This is a genomic window from Metapseudomonas otitidis, assembly GCF_011397855.1.
GTDB lineage: Bacteria > Pseudomonadota > Gammaproteobacteria > Pseudomonadales > Pseudomonadaceae > Metapseudomonas > Metapseudomonas otitidis.
Genome location: NZ_AP022642.1, coordinates 4,134,999 through 4,147,944, shown reverse-complemented (window position 1 = coordinate 4,147,944; position 12,946 = coordinate 4,134,999). Strand labels below are relative to the sequence as shown.

General features: G+C 69.0%; 11 protein-coding genes and 2 tRNA genes. 10 read left to right on the top strand and 3 right to left on the bottom strand.

Annotation, left to right across the window (positions count from 1 at the left end):
* Positions 1 to 21: 21 nt before the first annotated feature.
* A tRNA-Asp gene (locus PotMrB4_RS19035) sits at positions 22 to 98 on the top strand.
* A gap of 104 nt (positions 99 to 202) precedes the next feature.
* A tRNA-Asp gene (locus PotMrB4_RS19030) sits at positions 203 to 279 on the top strand.
* Positions 280 to 591: 312 nt separating this feature from the next.
* Here PotMrB4_RS19030 and PotMrB4_RS19025 read toward each other — a convergent pair.
* A complete protein-coding gene (locus PotMrB4_RS19025; RefSeq protein WP_172434209.1) occupies positions 592 to 1,629 on the bottom strand; it encodes an AraC family transcriptional regulator in 1,038 nt (345 codons plus the stop codon).
* Positions 1,626 to 2,696 carry a carbon-nitrogen hydrolase family protein gene (locus tag PotMrB4_RS19020; RefSeq protein ID WP_172434208.1) on the bottom strand — a complete coding sequence of 357 codons (1,071 nt, stop codon included), beginning with the start codon at positions 2,694 to 2,696 and terminating at the stop codon, positions 1,626 to 1,628. Before PotMrB4_RS19020 ends, PotMrB4_RS19025 begins: the two co-directional genes overlap by 4 nt.
* A 205-nt stretch (positions 2,697 to 2,901) precedes the next feature.
* Between PotMrB4_RS19020 and PotMrB4_RS19015 the strand changes: the two genes are divergently transcribed.
* The 5 genes from PotMrB4_RS19015 to PotMrB4_RS18995 all read left to right on the top strand — a co-directional run bounded on the left by PotMrB4_RS19015 (position 2,902) and on the right by PotMrB4_RS18995 (position 9,147).
* Positions 2,902 to 4,932, top strand: coding sequence for an NADPH-dependent 2,4-dienoyl-CoA reductase (locus tag PotMrB4_RS19015; RefSeq protein WP_044408593.1), 2,031 nt, complete (start codon positions 2,902 to 2,904; stop codon positions 4,930 to 4,932).
* 65 nt (positions 4,933 to 4,997) lie between these two features.
* The gene (locus PotMrB4_RS19010) at positions 4,998 to 5,429 is read left to right on the top strand and encodes a nuclear transport factor 2 family protein (protein WP_044408590.1); all 432 of its coding nucleotides are present in this window, start codon (positions 4,998 to 5,000) and stop codon (positions 5,427 to 5,429) included.
* 210 nt (positions 5,430 to 5,639) lie between these two features.
* The gene (locus tag PotMrB4_RS19005) at positions 5,640 to 7,010 is read left to right on the top strand and encodes a chromosome partitioning protein ParA (protein WP_074968440.1); all 1,371 of its coding nucleotides are present in this window, start codon (positions 5,640 to 5,642) and stop codon (positions 7,008 to 7,010) included.
* A gap of 62 nt (positions 7,011 to 7,072) precedes the next feature.
* A complete protein-coding gene (locus PotMrB4_RS19000) occupies positions 7,073 to 8,047 on the top strand; it encodes a 1-aminocyclopropane-1-carboxylate deaminase/D-cysteine desulfhydrase (RefSeq protein ID WP_172435119.1) in 975 nt (324 codons plus the stop codon).
* Positions 8,044 to 9,147 (top strand): cyclic nucleotide-binding domain-containing protein, encoded by a 1,104-nt coding sequence (locus tag PotMrB4_RS18995; RefSeq protein ID WP_044408582.1) that lies wholly within the window; start codon positions 8,044 to 8,046, stop codon positions 9,145 to 9,147. The genes PotMrB4_RS19000 and PotMrB4_RS18995 overlap by 4 nt, the downstream gene beginning before the upstream one ends.
* A gap of 18 nt (positions 9,148 to 9,165) precedes the next feature.
* On the opposite strand, the gene PotMrB4_RS18990 is transcribed toward PotMrB4_RS18995, so the two are convergent.
* Complete coding sequence (locus PotMrB4_RS18990) at positions 9,166 to 10,104, bottom strand: DUF1853 family protein (protein ID WP_172434207.1); 939 nt, start codon at positions 10,102 to 10,104, stop codon at positions 9,166 to 9,168.
* A 96-nt stretch (positions 10,105 to 10,200) separates the two neighbouring features.
* Between PotMrB4_RS18990 and PotMrB4_RS18985 the strand changes: the two genes are divergently transcribed.
* From PotMrB4_RS18985 to PotMrB4_RS18975, 3 genes are read left to right on the top strand one after another with little or no spacing between them, the layout of a single operon-like run.
* Complete coding sequence (locus PotMrB4_RS18985; protein WP_044408577.1) at positions 10,201 to 11,091, top strand: NAD(+) kinase; 891 nt, start codon at positions 10,201 to 10,203, stop codon at positions 11,089 to 11,091.
* On the top strand, positions 11,091 to 12,065 hold the full coding sequence (locus tag PotMrB4_RS18980) for a metallophosphoesterase (protein ID WP_172434206.1): 975 nt from the start codon (positions 11,091 to 11,093) through the stop codon (positions 12,063 to 12,065). Before PotMrB4_RS18985 ends, PotMrB4_RS18980 begins: the two co-directional genes overlap by 1 nt.
* Positions 12,062 to 12,925, top strand: coding sequence for a rhomboid family intramembrane serine protease (locus PotMrB4_RS18975; protein ID WP_172434205.1), 864 nt, complete (start codon positions 12,062 to 12,064; stop codon positions 12,923 to 12,925). The genes PotMrB4_RS18980 and PotMrB4_RS18975 overlap by 4 nt, the downstream gene beginning before the upstream one ends.
* Positions 12,926 to 12,946: the final 21 nt, after the last annotated feature.

Sequence of the window (12,946 nt, the reverse complement as noted above, 5' to 3'; positions counted from 1 at the left end):
GGACGAAAGTCCGGCCGACGCGCAGCGGTAGTTCAGTCGGTTAGAATACCGGCCTGTCACGCCGGGGGTCGCGGGTTCGAGTCCCGTCCGCTGCGCCACTTATCTTCCATCCAGGGTCCTGCCCGGGATGAGGCGAAGGCCGAAAGGCAAGCGCCAGACGCTCCAAAGCAAAGCTCCACCGGACGCAAGTCCAAACCGACGCGCAGCGGTAGTTCAGTCGGTTAGAATACCGGCCTGTCACGCCGGGGGTCGCGGGTTCGAGTCCCGTCCGCTGCGCCATATACGAAAGCCCTCAGGTAGCGATACCTGGGGGCTTTTTATTTGTCTGCCTTTTATAGGCCTGCCGAGGTCCTGGCCGGTTGGCCTGGGCTTCCTTCCTTCCAGAACCGCTGCACAGCCCTAGGGCCATGGTGCGCTCTGAATGGGGGATTCCTGGATTTCGCCTCAGCCGGTTCGTTACTTCCCAGAGGGGCCTGGACAAGGCCGCCCAGGGAGGGAACTGAGATGGATGATTACCAGGAAGAACTGCTCGACCTGCATGCCCGCGAGCGCGACATGCCTGAGCCCGCCGACGACGCCACCGAACTGTGATCAGCCGACTTGGCGCTGGGCGCGGCGGAATTCGCCGGGAGTGCTGCCGCTCCAGCGCTTGAACGCGCGCTGGAAGGCCTCGGCCGAGGCGAAGCCCAGCAGGTAGGCGATCTCGCCGAAGGCCAGCTCGGTGTCGCGGATGTAGGCCATGGCCAGGTCGCGGCGGGTGTCGTTGAGGATGCTGCGGAACTGCGTGCCTTCCTCGGCGAGCTTGCGGCGCAGGGTCCAGGTGGGCAGTTGCAGGCGCGCCGCGACCTCTTCCAGGTCGGGCTCGCGGCCGTGGAGCAGGGGGCCGAGCAGTTGTGCGATGCGCTCGCGCAGGCTGCGGGTGCGGGTCATGTGCTCCAGCTCGCGCTCGCACAGTTCCAGCAACTGGCGCCAGGTGCTGGGGCAGTGGGCCGGATTGCGCAGGGCCAGGGTGGCCCGTGACAGGCGCAGCTGGTTGGTGGCGGCGCCGAACTCCACCGGGCAGCCGAACAGCTCGCCGTAGCACTCGGCGTAGGTCGGGGCGGGGAACTCGATCTCGACCCGTTCCGGCTGCAGCGCCTGGCCGGCGAGATGGCCGAGCTGGCAGGCCCAGCTGGCCAGCACCGAGTCCACCACGAAGCGGTTGTAGGCGTTGTACGGGCTGATGGAATAGAAGCGCAGCCAGGCCCCGCTGGCGTCCTCGTGGAAGCTCGACTGGCCCCGGTAGTTCTGGGCGTAGAGCGGCTCGAAGCGGGTCAGTGCGCGCGCTGCCTCACGCACGTTCGGCGCCTGTTCGGCGGTGACGCCCGCCAGGCCCAGCTGGCTGAAGCGCCCCAGGCGGCCCATGGCCAGGCCCAGGGCGGGTTCGTCCAGCAACTGGCTGGCGGCGTGGCCCAGGCGCATGTAGCGGGGGATGGACAGCCGGCCCCGGGGTTCGGCCAGGCGCACGGCGTCCAGGCCGTACTGGTCCAGCAGCGGCACCGGGTCATGGCCGTGGGCGCGCAGGGTTTCCGCCAGGTTCTGCACGAAGCCGACGGACAGGTCCCCCAGCTTGACCCGGGGCGCCTTCATAGCCAGATGTTCACCAGCTTGGCGCCGCGCCCGGCATCGGCCACCGCCGTGTCCGTGGCGCTGCCTGCCAGGCTGCGGCCATCGCTGCCCAGGTCCCACAGCTGGCCACGCAGGAACACCGCCAGCGCCGCGCGGGCTTGGGGTGCGTACAGCTGTTCTCGCCAGAGATCCAGGGCGTGCGCGCCGCCGGCCAGTGGACGCTCCCAGCTGCCGTTGCCGGGGGCGAAGGCCGGATAGACCAGCAGCTCCGCACCCTGTTCCGCGAGGGCTTGCCGGCCTTCGGGGCTGCGGCCGTCTTCACCGAGGAGGACGCCCAGGCGGCCGGCGGGGGTGTCCAGGGCGCTCAGCCCGGTGATCGTGCCGGCCTGGGTGTAGGCGAGTTCGTGGTGGTCCGGATGCAGCTTGGGCTGCGGCTGGCCGATGGGCAGGCCGTGGGCGTCGAAGACCAGGCTGACGTTGTACAGCGGGCCGTCGCTGACCAGCAGGGTGCCGCCTTCGACCCGGGGGGCGGGCAGCAGGATGGAGCCGGCCACCAGGGTTACGCCGAAATCCCTGGCCAGGCCGCCGAACAGTGCCTGGTAGTCGTCGGCCATGCGCCGGGCCTTCATGCGGAAGACCGCATCGGTGAAGCGATCGTCGCCGTGGCCGCTGGCCAGGGCGCGGGCCAGGCGCAGGGGGTTGGCGGCGGCCAGCCAGAGCATCGCCTCGTCGAGGTGGTGGGCCTCGTAGACCTGGGGTTTCTCGCCAGCGGCCACCAGCCAGGTGCCGACGTGCTCGGGCAGTACGACGATGGTGCGCGCATTGAGCAGGCCCTGGTCACGGGCCTTGCCCAGGTAGGCGGCCAGCTTCAGGCGCAGGCGCTCCACGCTCTGGTAGTCGGCGGCGAAGAGTTCGGGCTGGATGCCCAGCAGGTTGCCGCGCTCGCCGGGCTGGCCCTGGTTGACCGCCACTTCGCTGCGCAGGTCCGACAGGTAGTGGCCGACCGGGCGCTGGTCGGTCCACAGCGAGTAGGCCACCAGCAGGCCGGCCAGCAGGGCACAGGCGAAGGTGTAGAGCAGTTTGCGCATGTCGGCTCGGTCATCGTGAAGGTGCCGGCCAGGGTAGGGGAGCGGGCCCGGCTTGCCAAGGGCGGCTGTGCGTTTGGATCAGTAAGTTGTCACTTTCGATCATTGAGCGGCCTCGTATCGCTGACTATCGTCTGGCCCATAACCGACCATGGCCCGCGAGGCCGTGGCACCCGTGAGAGAAAAAGCCTGCTGGAGATACCACCCCATGGCCGCTTACCCGCACCTGCTCGCGCCCCTCGACCTGGGCTTCACCACCCTGCGCAACCGCACCCTGATGGGGTCGATGCACACCGGCCTGGAGGAGAAGCCCAACGGCTTCGAGCGCATGGCCGCCTATTTCGCCGAGCGCGCCCGTGGCGGCGTCGGCCTGATGGTGACCGGCGGCATCGGCCCGAACGAGGAGGGCGGTGTCTACTCCGGCGCGGCCAAGCTGACCACCGAGGAAGAGGCCGAGAAGCACCGCATCGTCACCCGCGCCGTGCACGAGGCGGGCGGCAAGATCTGCATGCAGATCCTCCACGCCGGCCGCTACGCCTACAGCCCCAAGTCGGTCGCGCCGTCCGCCATCCAGGCGCCGATCAACCCCTTCAAGCCCCACGAGCTGGATGAGGCGGGCATCGAGAAGCAGATCCAGGACTTCGTGAACTGCTCCGTGCTGGCGCAGAAGGCCGAGTACGACGGCGTCGAGGTCATGGGCTCCGAAGGCTATTTCATCAACCAGTTCCTCGCCGCCCACACCAACCAGCGCACCGACCGCTGGGGTGGCAGCTACGAGAACCGCATGCGCCTGCCGGTGGAGATCGTCCGCCGCGTGCGCGAGGCCGTGGGCCCGAACTTCATCATCATCTACCGCCTGTCCATGCTGGACCTGGTGGAAGGCGGCAGCACCTGGGACGAGATCGTCACCCTGGCCAAGGCCATCGAGGCCGCCGGTGCCACCCTCATCAACACCGGCATCGGCTGGCACGAGGCGCGCATCCCCACCATCGCCACCAAGGTGCCGCGCGCGGCCTTTACCAAGGTCACCGCCAAGCTCCGGGGCGAGGTGAAGATCCCGCTGATCACCACCAACCGCATCAACACCCCGGAAGTGGCCGAGCAGGTGCTGGCCGAAGGCGACGCCGACATGGTGTCCATGGCCCGTCCGTTCCTCGCCGACCCGGACTTCGTCAACAAGGCCGCCGAAGGCCGCAGCGACGAGATCAACACCTGCATCGGCTGCAACCAGGCCTGCCTCGACCACACCTTCGGCGGCAAGCTGACCAGCTGCCTGGTGAACCCGCGCGCCTGCCACGAAACCGAACTGAACTACATCCCCACCACCCAGGTGAAGAAGATCGCCGTGGTCGGCGCCGGCCCGGCGGGCCTGGCCAGTGCCACCGTCGCCGCCGAGCGCGGCCACAGCGTGACCCTGTTCGACGCGGCCGCCGAGATCGGTGGCCAGTTCAACGTGGCCAAGCGCGTGCCGGGCAAGGAGGAGTTCTACGAGACCCTGCGTTACTTCAAGCGCAAGCTGGAAACCACCGGTGTCGACCTGCGCCTGAACACCCGCGTCAGCGTCGAGGACCTGGTCAAGGGCGGCTTCGACGAGATCATCCTGGCCACCGGTATCGCCCCGCGTACCCCGGCCATTCCGGGCATCGACCATCCGAAGGTGATCGGCTACCTGGACGCCATCCTCGAGCGCAAGCCGGTGGGGCAGACCGTGGCGGTGATCGGCGCCGGCGGCATCGGCTTCGACGTCTCCGAGTTCATCACCCACCAGGGCACCTCCACCAGCCTGGACCGCGAGGCGTTCTGGAAGGAGTGGGGCATCGACGGCGCGCTGGAAGCTCGTGGCGGCATCGCCGGCGTCAAGCCGCAGCCCCACGCGGCGGCTCGCCAGGTGTTCCTGCTGCAGCGCAAGAAATCCAAGGTGGGCGACGGCCTCGGCAAGACCACCGGCTGGATCCACCGCACCGGCCTGAAGAACAAGCAGGTGCAGATGCTCAACTCGGTGGAGTACCTCAAGGTCGACGACGCCGGCCTGCACATCCGCGTGGCCGAGGGCGAACCCCAGGTGCTGCCGGTGGACACCGTTATCGTCTGCGCCGGCCAGGACCCGCTGCGCGAGCTGCACGAGGGCCTGGTGGCTGCCGGGCAGTCCGTGCACCTGGTGGGCGGTGCCGACGTGGCCGCCGAGCTGGATGCCAAGCGTGCGATCAACCAGGGTTCGCGCCTCGCCGCCGAACTCTGATGGAAAGACGCCCCGCCTCGTGCGGGGCGCTCTCTTTATAGGCTGATAAAAACAAGGAGAAGCTGATGTCCCTCGACGCCCGACTCAACCCTGCCGCGGCCGCCAGCCTGCAGCGCTGGCACCAGTTCATCGCCAGCCAGGACCTCAGCCGCCTGCCCGAGCTGCTGCACCCCGAGGCGGTGTTCCGCTCGCCCATGGCCCACACGCCCTACCCGGGCGCGCAGGCGGTCAACCTCATCCTCAATACCGTGCTGCAGGTGTTCCAGGATTTCGCCTATCACCGCGAACTGGCCAGTGACGATGGCCTCAACGTGGTGTTGGAGTTCAGTGCGCGGGTGGGCGGGCGCGACCTCAAGGGCATCGACATGATCCGCTTCGACGAGCAGGGGCTGATCCGCGAATTCGAGGTGATGGTGCGCCCGATGAGCGGCCTTGCGGCCCTCGGCGAGGAGATGGGGCGGCGCCTGGCACCCTATCTCGCTGCCATGAAAGGCTGAAACTCTCCAACCCCATCACAAAACGGCCGTGCACTTCGTCCGCCTCCCGCCAGGGGCCGGGCGAGTGCCAACCCAGTCACATTGCCCGCCTCGGCTTTTACCCTAGACTCCGACAATCAGCCGGTGCGCCTGTCATAAAGGCCCCGTTTTACCGACAAGGAAGTCGCCCGTCCCCTCCGGGACTCACCGCGTTGGCCAGAGGTAAACCCGATGAGCATGCAGAACAAGCCGCAGATGGTTGAGGCCGTGCTGTTCTTCAATGAACGGGGCATCTGCAAGGAAATGCTCTTCCCCGAATTCGAAGCGATGCTCGACGGCGTGGTGAACATGCCCGAGTTCGCCGACCAGCAGATGCGCCTGGTCTACGTCCTGATCAACCCGCGCCTGATGGTCCGCTCGCTGGTCTTCTTCTACCTCGACTTCGACGAGAAGGGGCAGGCTGACACCGGCTGGAACATGCCCCTGCGCCACCTGGCCGAACGCGCCGGGCGCGGCCCCGACCTGGGCGCCGGCCCCATCCGCCTCGCCTGCCGCAGCCAGTGCCCGGTTTCCTGGCACCAGATGCACATGTGGGACCCGAACCTCGCCCCCGGCCAGAACGACCTGGCCCTGGTGCGCGACACCGTGCGCCGCAATGCCCTGGGCCTGATGGTGGAGGAGGACGCGCCCCAGGTGGTCGAGCCCCAGCGCCTGCAGATGGCGCCGGAGGACAAGTGGTACGCACCGCCGGATGCCGCCGCCGAAATGGCCGAGAAACTGGCGCAGCAGCTGGAGCAGGAGCACCGCCTGAAGACGGCCCAGCTGATCAAGCAGCAGCGCCTGCGCATCGCCAGCCTCGGCCAGCAGAACGAAGAGGCCCTGGCCAAGTACCGCCTGGCCGCCGAAGAGAAGGCGCGCGAGCTGCAGCAGACCATCGACTCCCTGCAGCTGGAACTGCGCCAGCAGCAGGACATGAACGCCGACCTCAAGCGCCAGCTGCAGGTCCAGGCCGAGGGCTTCCAGAAATCCCGCGAGGAGATGAGCCAGCAACTGCGCGCATTGGAGCGCCATGGGCGCACCGAAGTGGACATCCTCCGTTCCCAGTTCGAGGGCGAGCTGCAGGCCAAGGTGGCCGCCGCCGTCATGGACTACAAGGAGCAGCTGGCCATCCGTGACGTCGAGCTGGCCTACCGCAACGAGCTGGACACCCAGTTGCAGCAGGAGATCGACCGCCTCAAGCAGGAGCGCGAGCAACTGGTGAACCAGGGCGGTGACCAGATCCTCGAGCGCCTGGCCCGCCTGGGTGTGGTGTTCGTGGTCTACCACCCGGGCGCCGGCCACCTGACCATCCCGCTGCAGGACATCGCCCGCTACCAGGACAACCCCTACGCCTACGCGGCGGCCAAGTGCTTCGTCTCCGAGGCGCAGTACCGCCAGTGGCTGGCCCACTACCAGCAGCCCACCTGCGAGGCGACCCTGCCGGGCGGCGAGCGCTGCGGCATGCCCATCGACCGGGTGGACACGCCCAGCCGCTTCGTGGCCGGGGACTCCAACTGCTGCGCCCGCCACAAGGCCACCGCCCGCCTGCGCACGGTGGGCTGATCGCCATGGCGCGGCGCTTGCCGTAAGCTCCGCGCCTTTTCCGAGCGAGCCCATCCGTGCCGTTGCCGCTTCCCGACTGGAACCCGCAAGCCCTTCTCGAACCCTTGCGCCTGGGGTGGCTGAGGCGTGCGGGCGTCGAGGTGGCGATGCTGCGCCTCGACCGCATCGACCCGCTGGTGAGCGGCAACAAATGGTTCAAGCTGGCCCCCCATCTTCAACGGGCGGCTGCCAAGGGGTTCGGCGGGGTGATGACCCTGGGCGGGGCCCATTCCAACCACCTGCATGCGGTGGCCGCCGCCGGCCAGCGCTTCGGCTTCGACACCGTGGGCCTGCTGCGTGGCGACCCCCAGGACACCCCGACCGTCGCGGACCTGCGCCGCTTCGGCATGACCCTGCACTGGCTGGGCTATGGCGGCTATCGGGCTCGCCACGCGCCGGGCTTCTGGGATGACTGGCAGGCCCGCTACCCCGCGTTGATGCCGGTGCCCGAGGGCGGCGGCGGATTGCCGGGCGCCCTCGGCTGCGCGCCGCTGGTGGCGATGATCCAACGGCAACTGCCGGTGCTGGGCTGGGCTGACTACGACGCGCTGTGGACTGCTGCCGGTACCGGTACCACCTTGGCAGGGCTGGTGCTCGGCGAGGCTGGCCGCCACCCGGTGGTGGGTGCCCTGGCGGTACCGGCGGATCACGGCGTGGCGGAGCAGGTCCGCGCGCTGCTGGTTGAAGCCGGCGCAGTCGATGCCGGCTATCGCCTGCTGGATGCCTGCCGAGGCGGTTTCGGTCGGGTCGATGCCGAGCTGGCCTGCGCCATGCTCGCCTGGGAAACGGAGGGCGGCATCGAGCTGGACCCGCTCTACACCGTCAAGGCATTGCTGGCGTTGCGCCAGCAGATCGAGGCCGGTTACCTTGCTGCCGGCAGTCGGATCGTCCTGCTGCACACCGGTGGGCTGCAGGGGCGCCGCGCCCTTTCAACGCGCCTGCACCACCTGGCTGGCTACACTTCCACCTCAGCCGATGCCCTGGAAATCAACCGATGACCGAACCGCTCAATCCGGATCAGCTGCGCAGCCTGACACCGCTCAATGCGCTTTCCGAGCAGCAGTGGCGGGAGCTGCGTGGGCAACTGGTGCCCCAGCCCCTGCTGGCGGGCCAGGTGCTATTCCGGCGCGGCGACCAGGCCCGGCTGACCTATTACCTGCTGGCCGGCGAGCTGCTGCTGCGGGACGCCTCGGGGGCTGAAATCCGCCTGGTGGCCGGCAGCGAAGCCAGCTGCCACCCGCTCTCGCCCAGCCTGCCGCGCCTGCAGGAGGCGGTGGCGCTCACCGAGGTCAGCGTGCTGGCCATCGACAGCGCCACCCTCGCGCGCCTCATCACCTGGCGTTCCGCCTACCAGGACCTGTTGCTGCAGATGGACAGCGACGACGTCGAATGGCTGGAGCGTCTGCTGGAGAACCCGCTGTTCAGCAAGGTGCCGCCGGCCAACGTGCAGCAGATGGTCGGACGGCTTCAGCGCATCGAACTGCCGGCGGGCAGCGAGGTGCTGCGCGAAGGCGAAGCGGGGGATTGCTGCTACTTCCTCCGCGAGGGCCGCGCTGAGGTCATCCGTGGGGCCGGCAGCGATCACCAGGTGCTGGCGGAGCTGGAGGTAGGGGCCTGCTTCGGTGAGGAGGCGTTGCTGTCCGACCGGCCGCGCAACGCCAGCGTCACCCTGCTGGAGGACGGTGTGGTGATGCGGCTGGACCGCCAGGATTTCTTTGCCCTCCTGCGTGCCCCCGTGGTGGACGAGGTATCCCTCGGTGAGGCGTCGCGGCTGCTGGCGGCAGGTGGCCAGTGGCTGGATGTGCGCCTGCAGGACGAATACGAGCGGGCCCACGCCCCCGAAGCGCTGAACATGCCGTTGCACCTGTTGCGGCTGAAGACGCGTCTGCTCGACCCGGCGCGTGACTACCTCTGCTATTGCGACAGCGGCAAGCGCAGCGCCAGTGCGGTGTTCCTGCTGTCCCAGCTGGGTTTCCGTGCCTATGCGCTGCGCGATGGCCTGGATGCACTGCCGGCGGTGCAACGCGATGCGCTGTTGTGCGAAAGCGGTGCCGGTTACCTGGCCCGTTCCGGTGGGCGCACCGAGCGCAGCCGCTGACCGGTCGCTGCGGCGGGCTCAGCCCGTCGCGGGCCAGGCGTCGTTCACCACCAACCCCCGTTCCACTTCCCGCCAGTGGGTGCCTTCCGGCGCCAGCCTTGCCAGCATCCAGGCCGGCCCGCCGGGTGGCTGCGCGGCCAGCCACTCCATCACCTGCGTCCGTGGCCAGGCCTGCTCGGCCGGCACCTGCGCGTGGCCCAGCCAGTCCGGGCGGGGCAGGGGGTACCAGCGGGCGTCGGGATGCTGGTCGATGAGGGCCTGGCAGTGGCGGCGATGCAGCCACAGGCCCCGGTTGTGGCCGGGGTTGGCGATGGTCGGCGCTTCGCACCCTCCCGGCCAGGGATAGAACAGGTAGCCGCCCAGCCAGGCCGATGCCTGGGCCGGCCAGGCGCCGACGCTCTCCAGGGCGGAGCGGCTGACGGCGAGGCTGGAAAGGGGCAGCTGACGCTCGCGCAGGTGGGCGAGCTTGAGGTCGAGGCGGTCGCTGACATCGGTGCCGCACCAGTGCTCCGCGTCATGCCCGCCACCCGCCTGGGGGCCGAGGTAGAGCTTGATGGCCAGCTCCACGTGGTGGATGCCATGGTCGTCCTGCAGCAACAGGTCCATTTCCCCCAGCGTCTTGCCTTGCTGGCGCACCGGCAGGTTGCTGGCCAGCAGGCGCACGCCCGGTGCCTGCGCCAGGGCGTACTGCCAAAGCCGCTCGAAGCGAAGCCCCAGGCGGCTGGAGGCCAGGCCGGCGAGCCATGCTTCCAGCGGTTGCGGTGCCTGCTCCTGGCTCTGCAGCCAGGCTTCCAGCCGGAGGGGCGCGGCGGCCCACTCGGAGGCCCTCAGCGGGTGCCGCTGGGCCAGCCCCGGACGCGCCAGCAACGGTGGGGCGAGCAGTGCCCAGGCGAGGTCGCGCACGGCAGGGTGATGCAGGTGACGGGGCAGATCGGCGAGGGTGGGGAAGGGCGTCATGCACGCAGCATAGCCGAGCAGCGGTTTGCCGCTGCCACGGGCTTTCGCCCATAATCGCCGGCATTTCCTCCCGTCGTAGAGCCTTGCTGGAGCCCCATGGAGCAATTCCGCAATATCGGCATCATCGGACGCCTGGGGAGCCCCCACGTGCTCGATACCATCCGCCGCCTGAAGCGATTCCTGCTGGATCGCCACCTCCACGTGATCCTCGAGGACACCATTGCCGAAGTGCTGCCCGGGCACGGCCTGCAGACGTCGTCGCGGAAGATCCTCGGCGAGGTCTGCGATCTGGTGATCGTGGTCGGCGGTGACGGCAGCATGCTCGGCGCCGCCCGTGCGCTGGCCCGCCACAACATCCCGGTACTGGGCATCAACCGTGGCAGCCTGGGCTTCCTCACCGACATCAAGCCCGATGAGCTGGAGGTGAAGGTGGCCGAGGTGCTGGACGGCCACTACAGCGTCGAGACGCGCTTCCTGCTGGAGGCCGAGGTGCGCCGCCAGCACGGCGAGGCCATCGGCCAGGGCGACGCGCTGAACGACGTGGTGCTGCACCCGGGCAAGTCGACCCGGATGATCGAGTTCGAGCTGCACATCGACGGCCAGTTCGTCTGCACCCAGAAGGCCGACGGCCTGATCATCGCCACGCCCACCGGCTCCACGGCCTACGCGCTGTCCGCCGGGGGGCCGATCATGCACCCGAAGCTCGACGCCATCGTCGTCGTGCCCATGTACCCGCACACCCTGTCCAGCCGGCCCATCGTGGTGGACAGCACCAGCGAGCTGAAGATCGTGGTCTCGCCCAACCTGCAGATCTACCCGCTGGTGTCCTGCGATGGCCAGAACCACTTCACCTGCGCCCCCGGCGACACCATCACGGTGCGCAAGAAGCCGCAGAAGCTGCGCCTGATCCACCCGCTGGACCACAACTACTACGAGGTGTGCCGCACCAAGCTCGGCTGGGGAAGCCGCCTGGGTGGTGGCGACTGATGGAACTGGACGCCGGGCGTGGCTACGACCTGATCGGCGACATCCACGGGTGTGCGCACACCCTGGAGCGCCTGCTGGATCGGCTGGGCTATCGCAAGCAGGGCGATGTCTGGCGCCACCCGTGGCGCATGGCCTTGTTCCTCGGCGACCTCATCGACCGTGGGCCACGCATCCGCGAGGCGCTGCATCTGGTCCACGCCATGGTCGAGGCGGGCCAGGCCCGCTGCATCATGGGCAACCATGAGTACAACGCCCTCGGCTGGGTGACGCCGGCACCGGCCGGCAGTGGCCGGACCTTCGTCCACGACCACACGCCGCGCCACACCCGCCTGTTGAAGGAGACCCTCGAACAGTTCGAGGGCCACCCCGGCGACTGGCACGACTTCCTCCGCTGGTTCCAGGACTTGCCGCTGTTCATCGACGGCGGCCGTTTCCGCCTGGTGCATGCCTGCTGGGACCACGACCTGATCGAGGCGGTGCGCCGCGACTACCCGGACGGGCGGATCGACGCCACCTTCATCCAGGCCTCGGCCGAGCGCGGCGGCTTCGCCGAGCGGGTGTTCAAGCGCCTGCTGCGGGGGACCGACCTGCCGCTGCCCGGCGGCATGACCCTGACCGGCAGCGACGGCTTCACCCGCTCGGTGTTCCGCACCAAGTTCTGGGAAGACAACCCGCGTACCTACGGCGACGTGGTCTTCCAGCCCGATGCGCTGCCGGAAGACGTGGCGCGGCAGCCACTCTCCGACGCCCACCGCTCGGCGCTGCTCAGCTACGGCGTCAACGAGCCGCTGCTGTTCGTCGGGCACTACTGGCGCCGCGGACGCCCGGCGCCGCTGCGCCCCAACCTGGCCTGCCTGGACTACAGCGCAGTGATGTACGGCAAGCTGGTGGCCTACCGGCTGGACGATGAATTGCGCCTGGACCCCGCGAAGTTCGTGTGGGTCGAGGTGGAACGCCCGGAGGAGCCCCGATGACGGTGGTGGCCGCGATGCGTCTGCCGGCCTCGGTGGACTTGAGTGGATTCGTCAGCCTGCTGCGACGCCTGGAGGTGCCGCACCGGGTCAGCGAGGAGCGCGAGGAGCAGGTGCTCTGGGTGCCCGGCGAGGACTGGGCGGAGCAGGTGCGTGGCCTGTATGCGCGCTTCCCCCAGGGTGATCCGCAGTTCGTGCTGGAACACGCACCGGCCGAGCCGGTACGCGAGTCCTGGGGCGCGCGGCTCAAGGCCACGCCCTTCACCGTGGCCCTGCTGTTGGTGACCCTGGTCTGTGCCGGTGTGACGGCGCTGGGTGACAACCTCCAGGCTGTCAGCTGGCTGACCTTCCTCGACTTCCGTGTGGAAGGCGACTACGTGCTCTTCACTCCGCTGGCCGACAGCCTGCAAGCCGGCCAGTGGTGGCGCCTGGTGACGCCCATGCTGGTGCACTTCGGCATCCTGCACCTGGCCATGAACGGCATGTGGGTGTGGGAGCTGGGGCGGCGCATCGAATACCGCCAGGGCGGCTGGATGCTGCTGGGGCTCACCTTGCTGCTGAGCCTGGTGTCCAACCTGGTGCAGTACGAGGTGAGCGGGCCGAGTTTGTTCGGTGGCCTGTCGGGTGTGCTTTATGGCCTGCTCGGCCACTGCTGGCTGTTCCAGCGCCTGGCGCCGTGCCCGGCCTACCGGCTGCCGCCGGGGGTGATGGTGATGATGCTGGTGTGGCTGGTGGTGTGCCTGTCTGGCGTGGTCAGCCTGCTGGGCTTCGGCGCCATCGCCAACGGTGCCCATGTGGGCGGCCTGCTGGCGGGCTGCGCCACCGGCCTGATCGGTGGCCTGCTGGCCCGTCTGCGCCGCTAGGTCGGGGCGCGGGCGGCCTCG